This window comes from Vibrio sp. NH-7, from assembly GCF_053643215.1.
This window is the reverse complement of record NZ_CM132187.1, coordinates 182,349-197,832: the sequence shown is the minus strand read 5'-3', so window position 1 is coordinate 197,832 and position 15,484 is coordinate 182,349. Positions and strand designations below refer to the sequence as shown.

General features: G+C 41.7%; 14 protein-coding genes. 2 read left to right on the top strand and 12 right to left on the bottom strand.

Annotated features, from left to right (window positions below; translation table 11 throughout):
- Positions 1-30: 30 nt before the first annotated feature.
- Entirely contained in the window at positions 31-1,371 is a 1,341-nt protein-coding gene (gene pssA, locus ACUALS_RS00990) for a CDP-diacylglycerol--serine O-phosphatidyltransferase (RefSeq protein ID WP_454448678.1), read from the bottom strand.
- A 176-nt stretch (positions 1,372-1,547) separates the two neighbouring features.
- Complete coding sequence (locus tag ACUALS_RS00985; protein WP_454448677.1) at positions 1,548-1,976, bottom strand: GNAT family N-acetyltransferase; 429 nt, start codon at positions 1,974-1,976, stop codon at positions 1,548-1,550.
- A gap of 59 nt (positions 1,977-2,035) precedes the next feature.
- On the opposite strand from ACUALS_RS00985, the gene murB reads away from it, so the two are divergent.
- Positions 2,036-3,076 (top strand): UDP-N-acetylmuramate dehydrogenase, encoded by a 1,041-nt coding sequence (gene murB / locus ACUALS_RS00980; RefSeq protein WP_454449212.1) that lies wholly within the window; start codon positions 2,036-2,038, stop codon positions 3,074-3,076.
- A gap of 1 nt (position 3,077) precedes the next feature.
- Entirely contained in the window at positions 3,078-4,046 is a 969-nt protein-coding gene (gene birA, locus ACUALS_RS00975) for a bifunctional biotin--[acetyl-CoA-carboxylase] ligase/biotin operon repressor BirA (protein ID WP_454448676.1), read from the top strand.
- A 62-nt stretch (positions 4,047-4,108) separates the two neighbouring features.
- On the opposite strand, the gene ACUALS_RS00970 is transcribed toward birA, so the two are convergent.
- The 10 genes from ACUALS_RS00970 to ACUALS_RS00925 all read right to left on the bottom strand — a co-directional run bounded on the left by ACUALS_RS00970 (position 4,109) and on the right by ACUALS_RS00925 (position 15,200).
- A complete protein-coding gene (locus tag ACUALS_RS00970) occupies positions 4,109-6,034 on the bottom strand; it encodes a polysaccharide biosynthesis protein (protein WP_454449211.1) in 1,926 nt (641 codons plus the stop codon).
- A gap of 86 nt (positions 6,035-6,120) precedes the next feature.
- Entirely contained in the window at positions 6,121-6,714 is a 594-nt protein-coding gene (locus ACUALS_RS00965; RefSeq protein WP_454448675.1) for a sugar transferase, read from the bottom strand.
- Positions 6,707-7,867, bottom strand: coding sequence for a DegT/DnrJ/EryC1/StrS family aminotransferase (locus tag ACUALS_RS00960; protein WP_454448674.1), 1,161 nt, complete (start codon positions 7,865-7,867; stop codon positions 6,707-6,709). The genes ACUALS_RS00965 and ACUALS_RS00960 overlap by 8 nt, the downstream gene beginning before the upstream one ends.
- 4 nt (positions 7,868-7,871) lie before the next feature.
- Positions 7,872-8,477 (bottom strand): GNAT family N-acetyltransferase, encoded by a 606-nt coding sequence (locus ACUALS_RS00955; RefSeq protein WP_454448673.1) that lies wholly within the window; start codon positions 8,475-8,477, stop codon positions 7,872-7,874.
- The gene (locus ACUALS_RS00950; protein WP_454448672.1) at positions 8,467-9,681 is read right to left on the bottom strand and encodes a glycosyltransferase family 4 protein; all 1,215 of its coding nucleotides are present in this window, start codon (positions 9,679-9,681) and stop codon (positions 8,467-8,469) included. The genes ACUALS_RS00955 and ACUALS_RS00950 overlap by 11 nt, the downstream gene beginning before the upstream one ends.
- A 4-nt stretch (positions 9,682-9,685) precedes the next feature.
- Positions 9,686-10,816 carry a non-hydrolyzing UDP-N-acetylglucosamine 2-epimerase gene (gene wecB / locus ACUALS_RS00945; RefSeq protein ID WP_454449210.1) on the bottom strand — a complete coding sequence of 377 codons (1,131 nt, stop codon included), beginning with the start codon at positions 10,814-10,816 and terminating at the stop codon, positions 9,686-9,688.
- Between the two features lie 9 nt (positions 10,817-10,825).
- Positions 10,826-11,929 (bottom strand): UDP-2-acetamido-2,6-beta-L-arabino-hexul-4-ose reductase, encoded by a 1,104-nt coding sequence (wbjC, locus tag ACUALS_RS00940; protein ID WP_454448671.1) that lies wholly within the window; start codon positions 11,927-11,929, stop codon positions 10,826-10,828.
- The gene (locus tag ACUALS_RS00935) at positions 11,929-12,966 is read right to left on the bottom strand and encodes a polysaccharide biosynthesis protein (RefSeq protein ID WP_454448670.1); all 1,038 of its coding nucleotides are present in this window, start codon (positions 12,964-12,966) and stop codon (positions 11,929-11,931) included. Before ACUALS_RS00935 ends, wbjC begins: the two co-directional genes overlap by 1 nt.
- Positions 12,959-14,248, bottom strand: coding sequence for a hypothetical protein (locus ACUALS_RS00930; protein ID WP_454448669.1), 1,290 nt, complete (start codon positions 14,246-14,248; stop codon positions 12,959-12,961). The genes ACUALS_RS00935 and ACUALS_RS00930 overlap by 8 nt, the downstream gene beginning before the upstream one ends.
- Positions 14,241-15,200, bottom strand: a complete 960-nt coding sequence (locus ACUALS_RS00925) for a hypothetical protein (RefSeq protein WP_454448668.1) — start codon at positions 15,198-15,200, stop codon at positions 14,241-14,243. The genes ACUALS_RS00930 and ACUALS_RS00925 overlap by 8 nt, the downstream gene beginning before the upstream one ends.
- Positions 15,201-15,484: the final 284 nt, after the last annotated feature.

Here is a 15,484-nt window from a genome sequence, read left to right as displayed (position 1 = left end):
TTCTCTACTAAGTCCTATGCTGTTCTTTCACTAAAGAATCTGCTTTAACACTCGATCTGCTTTTACACGCGTAATCTTACGCATCAGCTTTTGCACGGGTTCTGGGTAATTCTCAAACTTCTCCAACTGCTTATACGTGCAAATCAAATGCGTATGTTGAAGAATATTCGCCACTTCTTGCTCAAACTGTTCGGTTAAATGATGGTAGTTATCTTGAATTAGAATCGCGTTTTCTAGATCTAGCTTCCACGCACGCGGGTTCAGGTTATTACCGGTAATCAGCATATAACGCTTATCGACCCAAATGCCTTTCAAGTGGTAGCTGTTTTCATCATGCTTCCAAAGATGGATAGAGAGTTTGCGGCTAGCAATATTGGCCTCGTTCGCTTTTGCAAACTGACGCAAGTTACGCTCGTACAAGTACGGCAAACCACCGATGGTTTTAAACTCTTGGTCTGGGGCAATATAAAAGTCATTAGCGGTTTTATCACCGACGACAATCGTCACCTTCACGCCGCGCTTAATCGCTTTTTTGACTTCTTTGGCGACACTGCGCGGAAAGTTAAAGTATGGCGTACAAATGAAGATCTCATCCTTTGCCAAGGCGAGCAATTGGTTGATGCCTTGATTGAGTTTATTACGCTTTTTCCCGACACCCACGATAGGAGTCACTGCGACCTGATCAGCAGACACCGACTCAGGTGTAAATTGGTAGCTCGCTTTCGCTAAAGAACCACGAAGCTGACGAATTTGCGCTTTGATCTCTTTCGTCTCTGGCTTGGTGGGGCAAGCAAGATCATTGACCGCAGGGTGCGCGATCATCTCTTTCTGCACTAAATCGACCATGCTGTCAGCCAGCGCTTTATTACCTAGCACGTGGTAACGGTCGAAGCGGTAACGTTCTTTGTAGTTTAAGTAAATGTTATTTAAGCTAGCGCCGCTGTAGATAACTTGGTCATCGATGATAAACCCTTTTAGATGAAGCACGCCAAACACTTCTCTACCACGAACAGGGACACCATAAACAGGCACTTTGTGCGGGTACTTATCGGCGAACGCTTTATACATAGAGGCATTGGTTTCACCAGGCGCCGCACCAATCAACCCACGCTGAGCTCGGTGCCAGTCGACACACACCGCAATATCCAAGCCTGGGTTGCGCTGTTTCGCTTCATAAAGCTCCGTTAAGATTTCTCGGCCAGCTTCGTCATCCTCAAGATAGAGCGCGACAAGGTAGATTCGCTTACTTGCCTTTTGAATCGCCTCAATAAAACGAGTTCTAAAGTCTCTTGCCGCGTAGAGCGTCTCAAACTGAGCCGGATCTTGCGCCAGAGTGGGCAGTTTTTCGAATATATTCCTATTGGTCATCATGTTGGATGTAATACCTTTACTTAAAGTGGAGAGCGATATTAGCAAAATATGGTAGAAAATACCTAGATTTGCCGCCCCAGATTGTACCTTGACTGAGTAAGAATTGTCCTTAGCTCACAGCATCATGAAACACCCTTTGGCAAATTAGCCTGCATTGATAAACATCAAAGCCTTATTCATGACGTTTGATAATGCATCGCCACCAATTTTTTGCCACTGGCTGAGTAACGAATAAAGAGCTGTCTAAGCGCATTGGGTAATGCGCTTTCCTCGACCATAACAAACCCATGCTGCGCGTAGAACGACTCCAGATGCTGGTAAGCAAAGCAGTAATCAAGGTCTGTGAGCACTTTGCCTTGACAATAAGCCATCAGTTGATGCCCAAGCCCTTTCTCTCTTTGGTCCGGCACCACCAGCATTCCTGTGAGTAAGCGATACTGCTCAATGGAACGAAAGCGAACAACAGCAGCAAGTTGCTGTTTCCAATACCCCACTATTGTCAGTTCATCTTTTTTTGCTTTGCCAGAAGGGTAATACTGCTTGTATAGCCTCGCCACGAGTGGCAGTTTTATCGGGTCTAACACATCGATGGTTAAGCTGCTCATTATCGCCTAATCCGTTTTTAAGGTAGAATGTGCGCAGTTTAGTTGACTCGATATTAGTGATGCAAATTCAGACTCAAGCCGATCTCTCGGCGTACCATACTTTTTCTATCTCTCAGACCTGCGACTATTTGGTCGAAGCCCACTCTATCGAGGATATCATCGAGGCGTATCAGACACCTGAATGGCAAGACCTACCGAAACTAATGCTTGGGAAAGGCAGCAATATGCTTTTCACTCAGCCGTTTCATGGTGTTGTGGTGGTGAACCGCTTGATGGGCAAAAAGGTCAACGAAAGCGAGCATCACTGGCACTTGCACGTAAGCGCCGGCGAAGATTGGCCAGCACTGGTCGAATGGTCGGTCGAGCAAGGCTACAATGGGTTAGAAAACCTAGCACTGATTCCAGGATGCGCGGGCAGTGCTCCTATCCAAAATATTGGCGCCTATGGCGTTGAGCTGAAAGACATCTGTGAATATGTCGATATTCTTTGCTTAGAGACATTTAAGGTACATCGAATGACGGCTGAGCAATGTCAATTTGGCTATCGAGACTCGATTTTCAAGCATCAGCTTTATCAAAAAGCGATCATTATTGCTGTTGGCCTCAAACTCGCTAAAGATTGGCAGCCAAATATCAACTATGGCCCGTTGCAACAATTTGATGCAGAGGCTGTAACAGCTCAACAGATTTACTCGACCGTTTGTCAGGTACGGATGGAGAAACTGCCTGACCCAGCTGTGACGGGGAACGCAGGTAGCTTCTTCAAAAACCCTATCGTATCGCATGAGCAATATTCAACGCTTAAACTTCGATTCCCTAATCTCATCGCCTACCCGGCAGAAAGCGGTATGAAACTCGCGGCCGGTTGGTTGATAGATCAATGCCACTTAAAAGGCACTAAGGTCGGCGGAGCACAAGTCCACCCCAACCAAGCACTTGTGTTAGTCAACCGAGACTCAGCAAGCGCCACCGATGTCGTCAACCTTGCAGAAAAGGTACGCGCCTGTGTGTCAGCCAAATTTGACGTCAAACTAGAGCATGAAGTTCGCTTTATGGATCACACAAGCGAAACGTACTTACACAAGATCATAGAGGCCTGATATGAAAGAACATTCCATCAAACTGGCCATATTACGCGCACTTGCTCAAGGCGGATTTCATTCAGGGGAAGAACTTGGCACTATGCTTGGCGTCTCTCGCGCAGCAATCAGTAAACACATTAAAGGCATTCAAGCGTGGGGAGTAGACGTTTATCGAGTGCAGGGAAAAGGCTATCAACTTGCCGAGCCCATGCAACTTTTAGATGAACGCATACTTCAGGCACGGTTTGGGAATTTGGTCGAGCTTATCCCCGTCATTGACTCTACCAATCAATATCTCTTAGATAGGGCAGACACCTTGCAGTCAGGATCGGTTTGCCTTGCAGAGTACCAAGCCAAAGGGAGAGGACGTCGCGGCCGCGAGTGGGTATCCCCTTTTGGTGCTAACTTGTATATGTCGATGTACTGGCGGCTAGATGCCGGAATGGCGGCGGCTATGGGGCTTAGTTTGGTTGTCGGAGTAGCGATAGTCGAGGCGCTGGAAAAACTAGGCCTAGAGGGAGTGAAACTCAAATGGCCGAATGACCTCTATTACCAAGACAAGAAGCTAGCTGGCATTTTGGTAGAAATGTCGGGCCAAGCGGGGGCGGCCGCTAACTTAGTGATAGGTATGGGCATGAACCTGATGATGCCTGAGAAAACCGAAGGCATCACCCAACCTTGGGCTAGCCTAAAGGATGTTGAAAACACGGGAATACTTGACCGAAACGAGCTCGCGATAACACTGATCAACACGCTACACCAAGCCCTCACCGACTATGAGCTCAAGGGGATGCAAGGTTTCGTAACCCGCTGGAACCGCCTAGACAATTTCTTAGACCGCCCAATCAAGCTCATTATGGGGCCCCGTGAAATCACTGGTATTTGCCGTGGTATAAACGAGCAAGGTGCCGTGCTATTAGAAACGGATAATGGGGTTGAGAGTTTTATTGGCGGGGAGATTTCTTTGCGTTTATCCAAGTGTGAATAAACGCAAAGACCGACTAGATTATATGATGAGCTTAGTATATTTTTACCCTAAGCCCCACTAATTTAACTAGCTACTCGCTCTTTTGATGCTGTCGAAACATTCCATACTAGGTCTCCAATACCATCTGTAGGTTTAAAGTCGGTTGGTGCATCTAAAAGAATCTGGCGAATTGCTTCATGTTCAAGATTATGGCAAGCAAAATCCAGGGATTCAAGCAACTCCTCATACTCATCAATTGGTAAAAAAACTTCATTTGCAGTCATAATTCTTTCATGGGCGGTCTTATCGACATTGTCTCCAATCAAAAGCTCTTCATACAGTTTTTCTCCTGGTCGCAGGCCAGAAAATAGAATCTCTATATCGCCATGAGGATTTTTATTACTTTTAACTGAAAGACCCGAAAGCTTAATTAAATTCTCAGCAAGATCGGTAATTTTTACCGATTCTCCCATATCAAGCACAAACACATCCCCTCCTTTACCCATAGCCCCTGCTTGTATTACCAACTGAGCTGCTTCAGGAATTGTCATAAAGAAACGGGTTATATCTGGATGAGTCACCGTTAGAGGCCCTCCAGCTTTGATTTGCTTTTTGAATAGAGGAATTACAGAGCCAGAAGAGCCAAGTACATTACCAAAGCGAACCATACAGAAACGGGTACCATTTTCCTTCTGGTTTTCTTGTTCAGCCAATGCCTGTAAGCCCAACTCGGCCATACGCTTTGTAGTGCCCATGACGTTGGTAGGACGAACCGCTTTATCTGTTGAGATAAGAACGAATGACTCCACTCCTGCCTCTATCGCTGCTTTTGCGGTATAGTAAGTCCCGTAAATATTATTACGTACACCTTCGACTACATTATACTCAACCAGAGGCACATGCTTATATGCAGCGGCATGATACACGGTCTCTACTTTGAATGACTTCATCGCTGTTAGTAATCGATGTGCGCGCTGAACTGAGCCTAGCAAAGGTACGATCTCTACATCTAAACCTTTTGATTCTTTCAATATAGCCAGTTCACGATCTATTTGATATAAGCCAAACTCTGAAAGCTCAAATAGCACTAGCTTTTTTGGCTCTTGTCTTAAAATCTGACGACAAAGCTCTGAACCAATAGAACCGCCTGCTCCCGTCACCATTACAATTTTATCTTTGATGTTGGCTTCCATTAGAACTTGCTGTGGAGCTACTGCATCACGTCCCAACAAATCTTCAATAGGAACATCTGTCAGTTCATCAATTTTTGCTTTGCCTGAGACAATATCTGCCATATCTGGCACAGTTTGAATCTCAGCTGGTAATGGTGCCAATAGATCTAACACTTGCTTGCGGCGAGATCGAGAAGCACTTGGGATAGCTAATAAAATCTTTGTAATACTGTACTTTTCAATTAACTTTTCAGCTTTATTTAAGTCAACTACAGGCAAACCTAAAATAATAGTATTGGTCAATGTAGAGTCATCGTCGATGAAAGCTCTAACTCTATAACTCTCAGAAGCTCGAAGTGCTACTGCCAGCTGCCTACCACAAGAACCTGCTCCGTAAATCAACACGTCCTGGAGTAAACTGTTAGAAGTTGTTGTCGCAACTAAGTTTCGAACTACGAGGCGAGAACCGCCGCACAGCAATGCTAGATAAGCTCCATAAATAATAGGTACTGTGCGCGGAATTGGTTCTTGAAGATAGTAAGCAAAGACTGCCAAAGATATGGCAGACAACACGGCACCAGCAGTTACAACGAACAAGGCTTGAAATGTAAGATATCTAAGTACTGCTCTATAGAGTCCTATTCTGGTAAAAATAAGCACCGTTGAGACAACAGTTAAACCAATGAGCAATAAATTATCATTCAACAGCAGCACATCACCAAGCCTTACCCATAGAGCTAAGTGCAATGCGAACAAGATTATAATTGCATCAATCGTTATTGATATAGCTCTCTTCTTCCATCGCGCCAGTTGCCAAATTTTATTTAGACGTTGCATGTATTCAGTCTCTTCTAGCCAATCACGAATATATTGAAAACCGATTTCATCATCAAAGGACATCACTTCCCTTGCTGTGAAACATTCTAACGAGTTATTATTTTCATGATAGTTTTAATAATTATATTTATATCGCCAAAAAAGCTTTTATTTTCAACATAATCGACGTAATACTTTTGTTTAATAGGGAGAACTTCGTCAATATAAGCCTTTCTTGGATCGGAATATTTTCCTAATATTTCATTTTCATCTACCATTTCTATAGATGCTTCATCTGTAATACCTGGTCTGACAGAAAGAACAATGTCTCTAATATCGCTTGGGTATTCGTCGATAAATTCTTGAACTTCTGGTCGCGGACCAACAAGGCTCATTTTACCTAGCAGCACATCGATAAGTTGAGGCAACTCATCTACTTTGGACTTTCTAAGAAAGTGCCCTGAAGTAGTAATTCGACTGTCTTTTCCAACGGTTAAACGCCCTTTATTTTCAGAATCACTACGCATGGTTCTGAACTTATGTATTCTAAAAACTTCACCATTTCTACCCACTCTTTCTTGACGAAAAAAAATCGGGCCTGAAGAGTCTAGCTTAATCCAAATCGCAACGATTATGAAAAGCGGGGCAAGCAGCATCAGCCCCACAATACAACTGATTAAATCAAATGTGCGCTTAAACATTGTTTAGTACCTGCTTAACGCATTTCACCACTCGCGCCACGTCCGCTTCGGTCATCTTGGTATATAACGGAATGGTAACTTCATGTTCAAACAGGTCTTGCGCCACAGGGAACATTTCAGGAGTCAAATGGTATTCATCTCTCCAGTAAGGATGTAAGTGAAGAGGTATAAAGTGAACAGAGCATCCAATGCCGATAGCAGACATTTCCTCAATGAATTTATCGCGGTTAATCGCGGTAGCATCGAGCTTAATTGGGTACAAATGCCAAGCATGTTCTGCAATATTTTCTGGACATGGAGGTGTCATAAGAGACAACCCCTGAAGCTCTCTGTTGTAATAGTCGGCCATTGAAACGCGCTTATCATGAAAAGAGCGTAACTTAGCCAGCTGATGGATACCTATTGCAGCAGCGATATCAGGCATGTTGTACTTGTAGCCGGGAGCGACCACTTCATATGACCAAGCTGGCTTAGTTGAGGTGTAACGATCAAATGCGTCACGGCTAATACCGTGCAGCCTCATTACCTTACATCTAGCTGCTATATCAGGGCAGCTAGTCACCAACATCCCCCCCTCACCTGTCGTCATTGTTTTATTCGCATAGAAGCTAAACACTGTGACATCGCTATCTAGAGTGCCAATTAGCTGACCTTTATACAGGGTTGGTAAAGCATGTGCGGCATCTTCAACGACTTTAATGCCGTGGGACTTAGCAATGCTCAAGATGGAGTCCATATCACATGCATAGCCAGCAAAGTGTACTGGTATAACTGCTTTTGTTTTATCAGTGATCGCTTTTTCAAAAGCCGATACTGACATATTGTACGTCTCAGGCTCGATATCAACCATCACAGGTGTCGCACCAAGGTAACGCACAATTTCTGCGGTTGCGGTAAAGGTATAAGTAGGCAAAATAACTTCGTCACCTTCACCGACTCCTACTGCCTCTAAAGCTAGGTGCAAACCAGAAGTCGCTGAGTTTACAGCCACCGCCTCAAGGTCTTCACGACCTAAAAACGAGACGAAATTTTCTTCAAGCCGTTTAGCCTTAGGGCCTGTTGTTACCCAGCCAGAGCGCAATGAATCTACAACTTCGGCAATTTCTTCTTCGCCAATTTCAGGTAGCGCAAACGGTAAAAAATCTGTACTCATCTCTTCAAACGACCTCAATTGATTTTATTAATCTTAACATTTCTCGTTGACCAGACTGCTTAAACTCTGACTCAATTGAGAATCCACATTTGTTGTAAAAGCCCAATACAGAACCATTCTCATTCTTATCAGTAATTAAATAAACGGTCTCAGAAGTCTTTTTCTCAGATAGTATCTCATTCAAGTCATTGAGTAGAAACTTACCGATACCTTTACCTTCAGAATGAGGGTCAACGGCTAAACTACTTAGTAAAAAGCTATTATTGAGCCTTTCAACGGAGTCACCCTTATAGAAAAGTGCACCATAAAGTTTTTTGAAAACTAAAGATGGTTTTTTTATTAGACTTGGCGTAGCGGCTAAGAAGAATGAAAGCCACTTTTCTTTCCTTAAGTTTGAGAAAAAGACTTCCGGTTGTTCTGTACCTGCAGAAAAGCCAATAACTTTCGAATCTAAAGCAGCGACCCGTAACACACCTTTATCAATGAAACCTTTGTATAGAAGACGTAAGAATTTAGGCCCTAAGAAAGTCAAAAAGAAGCCCTCAAACGCATTAATATGGATCTCTACAATGCGTTCAACATCATCATACGTCGCGTTTCTAATTTCCATATGATACTGCCTTTTTTAAAACTGAATCTAGTGAGCGATAACCACTCTCCAAAGAAAACTTACTTAAATAAGTCTTCCTAGAGTTGCTCCCTAGCGACACCCAATCGTCACGACCATTCGATAACTCCCTGATCGCATCAGCTATAGATTCTGGGTTACTTGGCGTTGGGTAATAACCACATCCACCTTCGCGAATGATATCTTGGGTTTCACCTGATACCGCCATAATAATTGGCTTAGCTAATGCAGTGTAAGATTGAGTTTTCGATGGTATTGTGATTTTAAACAGAGGTTCATCTCTAAGGTGAACCAGTAAGGCATCATAATTAACCAGCTCTGAAAACAGATCTTTGGGAGGGACATACCCTAAGAAACTGACATTTTGAAGTTTTAAGTCTTTCACTTCTTGTTCAAGAGCTTCTCTTTCAACGCCACCCCCGATAAGAGATAGATGAACATCAACATCACTCAGCAACCCCATCGCTTGCACCACTGACTTTAAGTCTTGTGCTGCGCCCAAGTTACCCGCATACGCCAGTTTAACGGTCCGGTTAGAAGTTACGCTGTAGGATGACTGCCCCAAAGCCGAAGAAATCAAAGCTTCTTCTGGGCACCAGTTATACACTACATCGATCTTATCTTCGTTAACTCCTCGTTCAACAAGAGTCTTCTTAAAGCCCTGAGATAAAACAACAACTTGACTAGAGAATTTATAAACTAAGCGACACCAACCGCCGATCAAGGAAGTCACTATTTTATTGCTACCAAGACCCGTTGCCGTCAGTGAATCAGGCCACAAATCCTGTACATCGGTAATGTACGGAACGCGTTTGAATAGCGTCATTAACATGCCAATCAACCCCGTTGTAGACTGCGGATGATAGGTATAAACCACTGAAACGTTTTTTGACTTCAACGCAAAAAGTAATGCCATCAACGTAAAACTAATGTAATTCCACGCCCTAGATAACTTCGATTTGGAGTGAGATATGTGGGACCAAACTCGTGTAATTTTGACTTGATCTTCGTAGCTCTCATCGACTAGCTTTACTTTATATCCGTCATACACTTTCCCCACAGGGTAGTTAGGGAAAGTGGTAATGACTTCTACTTCATGGCCTTGGTCAACCCAGTGCTTCATTAAAGCGTGACCTTTAATGGAATACTCAGGGTCATACAACTGACTAATGAATAGAATTTTCATTGGATTAGTATTCTTTCCAAACGACTCGTTTAACGTAGTCTGTGTAAGAGTGGATAATACGTACCACCTTATCAGACACATTTGGCATGCTGTAATCTTCCACTTGACGTAGTAAACGAGTTTCGCCTGAAGGCTGGCTTTCAAGCACTTTCAAACCTTGCATCACACGCTCAACCCCTAGACCGACCATCATTACTGACGCTTCTTCCATACCTTCTGGTCTTTCATGTGCTTCACGCATGTTAAGCGCAGGGAAGTTCATGATTGAAGACTCTTCATTGATGGTACCGCTATCAGAAAGAACCGCTTTTGCGTTCTTTTGAAGGTGGTTGTAATCATGGAAGCCCATTGGCTTAAGCAGCTGGATATTCTTATGAAACTCTAGCCCTTGTGCCTCAATACGATTTCTCGTACGCGGGTGAGTGGAAACGATAAGAGGCAAACCATAACTTTCCGCAACCGTATTCAGCGTTTCTGCTAACTTAGCTAGTTGCTTCGGAGAGTCCACATTCTCTTCACGGTGCAAGCTCACTACAAAGTACTCGCCTTTGTTCAGTTCCAGTCTTTGAAGAACATCTGAAGCGTCAATCTGCTTCATATAATGGTTCAGAACTTCAAACATCGGACTGCCCGTCTTGATCACGCGATCAGCAGGTAAGCCTTCAGCAAGAAGGTAATCACGAGCAATAGTGCTGTATGTTAGGTTGATATCAGAAGTGTGATCAACAATACGGCGGTTTGTCTCTTCAGGAACACGTTGATCAAAGCAACGGTTGCCCGCTTCCATATGGAAAATTGGCACTTTACGACGTTTTGCAGGAAGGGCTGAAATACATGAGTTAGTATCACCGAGTACAAGCATTGCTTCTGGCTGTACTTGCTCAAGCACTTCATCAACTTTGATAATCACTTGGCCAATGGTTTCTGCTGCGTTTTTACCTGCGGCATTTAGGAAATAATCTGGCTTTCGAACACCAAGATCATTGAAGAAAACTTCATTGAGCTCAAAGTCATAGTTTTGTCCAGTGTGGACTAGGATGTGTTCACAATGCTCATCAAGCTTAGCAAGTACACGGGACAAGCGAATAATTTCAGGGCGAGTGCCAACCACTGACATTACTTTCATTTTTTTCATCATTTTACCTTACAGGGGTTTAGCAATAGTATCTGGGGCTTCTCGGTCGAAGATCTCATTCGCCCATAACATAACAATCAGCTCTTCAGAGCCAACGTTCGTTACATCGTGTGACCATCCAGGAACCGTTTCAACAATCTCTGGGGTTTCACTGTCTACGCTTAGCTCATAGCGTTCGCCGGTGACCACATGCTCAAACTTGAACAAGGCTTGGCCTTTGATTACTAGGAATTTTTCATTCTTAGTGTGATGATAATGACCACCGCGAGTGACTCCAGGATGAGCTGTGAAGAACGAGAATTGACCAGCCTGCTTTGTCTTTAGCACTTCACTAAAGACGCCTCTTTCGTCCCCATAACTTGGAATGGTGTAACTGAATTGACTAGGCTGCATGTAGCTTAAGTAAGTCGAATATAGGGCGCGCTCTAGGCCCACACCCACATTTTCAGTGATTAAGCTATCACGACTTGCTTTGAACCCCTTAAGCGTGTCTGCAACATAGCCCACTGTTGTTGGGTACTCTGGAGTGACCTGAGTTGCACCCGATGGAGTATCGCCGTCTAATAAAGCCATCAAACACTTACATACATCATCGATGTAAACCAGAGTTACAGGCGCCTTAGGATCATGGATATTAATCTCAATGTTATTGAGAATATTGTGGCAGAAGGTAGCAACGAAAGAGTTGTAGTTTGGACGGCACCATTTACCAAATACATTTGGGAAACGGTAGATGAAATAAGGCGAACCTGTTTCCTGACCATAAGCTTCTACAACTTTCTCAGCTTCCGCCTTACTGGCACCATATGCATTGTCACTAACAACCTGTGTTGATGAACTGATCATCAAAGGAACTTTACGGCCGCTAGCCTTCAAAATGCCGGCAATATGAGAAGTTAAGTCTGCATTACCTTCTTTAAATTCAGATTCATTCTTAGGGCGATTCACACCCGCAAGATGGAAAACAAAATCCGTTTGAACTAATGCTTCATTCAATTCACTCTCAGAAGAATCGCGATCGATTTCAGTTACATCGTACTTACCTTGCTCTTTAAGAAATAAAGACAAGTTTTTACCAATAAACCCTTTTGCACCCGTAATTAAAATTCTCATTACACACCTTCAGGGACGTTTACACAGCCAGCTTCTATATCTGCAATAAAATCTAGCTTATGGAGTAATTTAATCATACCCGCAACATCCAAGCGCTCTGTGTTATGAGAGTTATAATCTTCAATAGTGCTTAAATCTTGCTCCCCTTCTTCGACATACTGAGAATAGTTTAAATCTCGATTGTCAGAAGGAACTCGGTAGTATCCACCTTGGTCCTCAGCAACAAACATTTCTTCTCTGCTACATAGTGCTTCATAAAGCTTTTCACCATGTCGAGTGCCAATTACGTTGACTTTATGGGCAGGCTTTGACGTAATTTCTTTCAACGCTTCAACCAATACTTCAATAGTGGCTGCTGGTGCCTTTTGAACGAAAATATCGCCATTTACACCATGCGTGAATGCATGTAGAACCAAATCCACTGCATCATCTAAAGTCATCATGAAACGAGTCATGTTCGGGTCTGTAATAGTGATTGGATCGCCATTCATGATTTGGCGCAAAAACAGTGGGATAACAGAGCCACGAGAGGCCATAACGTTACCATAGCGGGTCGTAGAAATAACTGTTTTTTCTGGGTCCACGTTACGCGACTTAGCAACGATAACCTTTTCCATCATTGCTTTTGAAATACCCATTGCATTAATTGGGTAAACTGCTTTATCTGTACTCAAACAAACAACGCGAGAGACTTCGTTTGCGATACAAGCTTCTAGCACATTTTCAGTGCCTAGAACGTTTGTCTTTACCGCTTCCATTGGATGGAACTCGCAAGATGGTACTTGCTTTAAAGCTGCTGCGTGATAAACGAAATCTACACCACGAGTAGCGGATAAAATAGAATTGTAATCGCGTACATCACCAATATAAAATTTTAATTTTGGTGAGTTATATTTCTTCCTCATATCGTCTTGTTTTTTCTCATCACGAGAAAATATGCGAATTTCTTTTATTTCTGTGCTCAAGAACCTGTCAAGGACGGCATTTCCAAAAGAGCCTGTACCACCTGTAATAAGTAACGTCTTACTTTTAAACAAAATTATTATCCTTTAAAAATACTGTTAATTGTTTTACACAACTAAACTTCTTAATCGAACTAGAACTAAGTGAAGGAAATATACTTTCCACATACATTGAATCGCTATCATTAATTATTATTGAACATGCGATACTACTATTAAACCCAGCCTCTAATAAAATGGTAGACCGCCTTGCAAGGCAAACATTTCCGGTAAGTGCAGCATCGAGGTCCTCAATAAAAAAATCATTCTCTACTAGATCTAGATAATTATCCCTACAATCTAAAGGATGGAGCTTAATTCGAAAATCTAATTTTTCCCTAAGGAGTAAAGAAATTATTGTCCGATTAACTTCTAGGCCTCTAGACTCAGGAAAAAAAACCAACCTAGTACTTTGATGCTCAACGTTGTTAGAAAAACTTCTGCACAACATATTATTTGCAACATCGTTATCATACAAATAAATCGTATTCTCATCTCCCACACGTGTTAAAACTTTCATGGACTTCTCAGTGAGACAATAAAATCTATCAAAGTTAACGCTTACAGGCATACTAAAGCCATACTCCAACCCATGAGGGATACAATAAACCTCAACCCCTCTAGAAGAACAAATTTTAGCTTGAGCCATTGCGTATCTGTCTTCTTTTTCACCAGTAATTAATACATTATATTGGTCATTTCCCAAGTGCCTATCGAGAGCAACTTGATAAACGGACTTAAATATAAGTCTAAAGCCGTAAAAACGTAAAACTCGACAAGATAAGAGCCTTGATTGGATAACACTCACATCTTCAACTAAGCTCTTTACGTCGAAAACTAACGCGTGCAATAACTGGAAAAAAAACCTATATGACAATAATACATCTAAACTATATAGAGTTTGACAACCCGTTTTTTTAAAAAACACATCATCGAATAAAACATCAGAATTTAAGAACAACTTTTGATTTTTCAACTTAGAGAGAGATGCTGGACTTCTTACTAAAACCAGACTGTTATGACACTTTACTGGTCTCGGCAAAAAAAAACTTCTAATAGTTAAAATAAGAGCTATAAAAAAACCAACCAGGATAGAGGCCGGAATTAAAAAGAACAATGAAATAAATAAAAACAATCGAGAAGGATTTTTTTCTTTTATTTTACCCAGTATTTCAAAGTCATCTTTTAAACCACGTTCCAGTATTTCCTCCTCGATTATGGGAAGGAGGAAGTATAAAAAAATCTCATTAGCATAGTCGCTTTTTAAATTAAGCCCCTTTGCAACTCTACTTATAACATCTGATTCATGATTAACCAAAACCACCTACCCTAAGTTTACCTAAAATCAAAAACAATAAAGAATATACGAGAGCTACTTGTAAGTTCATATACCCGCCAAAGTTATTCATAAAAAACATCAACGGCATGCACAACAGATAAGGCAACAGAAAAATAGACGACAGTTTAATAGTATTAACGGAAGGTGCAACTAGCCGACAAGATAAATAGAACAACATCATAAACAATAAAACGCCTATTGGCGAAAAATCATATGTTATTGTGGAGACCAAACCATTAAAACTGCTTGCATAATCTGAAACAAGTAAATATCTAACATCCACATAACTCATAACATCAATACCAACGGAAGATAATATTCTATTAACCAAAGAGGAAAATGACATACCATACCACATTGAACTTAGATCAAAAATAACCAAGGTCTCGACACCGTTATGAACCCACTGAGTTAAGTAATCAATAGTAGAATATAGTGTTGGGTCTTTTATCACACTATCATGAGGAACATTATAATACCCATAGTCACCTGAAAAGCGATTGTAAGAAATAATAAAAAATAGAAAAGCAATCAAAGAAAAAAATACAGACGCATACTTTACCATCGTTTTTCTAATATAATCAGGCATCGAACCACTAAAGGCCAGGAACATAAATAAGTATTCTAATAAGAAGACAACAGTGAATGCCCTCGACAACGCCATCATCCCACTAAGAGGTATGTTCAACGAAACTAACAACGTCAACAATATCAACTTCAATGGCCCACCTTTAATCAAAAGATAAAAATGAAAAGATAAGGCCAAATACCCTAATGGCGAGAAAATATTTGTAAAAGTTAATGCCAAAGAAGGTACTATTAATCTAATTTTGTTTTGTGTGTCTCCTCCATTTTTATACTGAGCCACATTTAAATCACCTCCTACTAACAAGCCAACATTCTTATACACAACATAACTATTAATAATCAAGCAAAAACACCCCATCAACAACATGACGTAAAGCACAGTTCTTTGTATGGAGCAAATAGATTGAACGGTTCTTTGCTTTGAATTGAACAGTCGAAGTGGCCAGAGAAAGGCAAGTAGTATTAAAGCCGTATACGTGTACCAAAAAAAATGTACGGTATCACTATTCTCATATGGTGAAACAACTAAAAATGAAAGTATGATTGTAGAGACAATAAATAAAACCAATGTTCTCGATAGTAACGAACTCTTAGATAAAAATAAAAATGCTGTAAATAAGATAACAA

Excerpts from the sequence above, each read along its gene's own strand:
- pssA (WP_454448678.1), bottom strand. The coding sequence starts at position 1,371 with ATGATGACCAATAGGAATATATTCGAAAAACTGCCCACTCTGGCGCAA.
- ACUALS_RS00985 (WP_454448677.1), bottom strand. The coding sequence starts at position 1,976 with ATGAGCAGCTTAACCATCGATGTGTTAGACCCGATAAAACTGCCACTC.
- murB (WP_454449212.1), top strand. The coding sequence starts at position 2,036 with ATGCAAATTCAGACTCAAGCCGATCTCTCGGCGTACCATACTTTTTCT.
- birA (WP_454448676.1), top strand. The coding sequence starts at position 3,078 with ATGAAAGAACATTCCATCAAACTGGCCATATTACGCGCACTTGCTCAA.
- ACUALS_RS00970 (WP_454449211.1), bottom strand. The coding sequence starts at position 6,034 with ATGCAACGTCTAAATAAAATTTGGCAACTGGCGCGATGGAAGAAGAGA.
- ACUALS_RS00965 (WP_454448675.1), bottom strand. The coding sequence starts at position 6,714 with ATGTTTAAGCGCACATTTGATTTAATCAGTTGTATTGTGGGGCTGATG.
- ACUALS_RS00960 (WP_454448674.1), bottom strand. The coding sequence starts at position 7,867 with ATGAGTACAGATTTTTTACCGTTTGCGCTACCTGAAATTGGCGAAGAA.
- ACUALS_RS00955 (WP_454448673.1), bottom strand. The coding sequence starts at position 8,477 with ATGGAAATTAGAAACGCGACGTATGATGATGTTGAACGCATTGTAGAG.
- ACUALS_RS00950 (WP_454448672.1), bottom strand. The coding sequence starts at position 9,681 with ATGAAAATTCTATTCATTAGTCAGTTGTATGACCCTGAGTATTCCATT.
- wecB (WP_454449210.1), bottom strand. The coding sequence starts at position 10,816 with ATGAAAAAAATGAAAGTAATGTCAGTGGTTGGCACTCGCCCTGAAATT.
- wbjC (WP_454448671.1), bottom strand. The coding sequence starts at position 11,929 with ATGAGAATTTTAATTACGGGTGCAAAAGGGTTTATTGGTAAAAACTTG.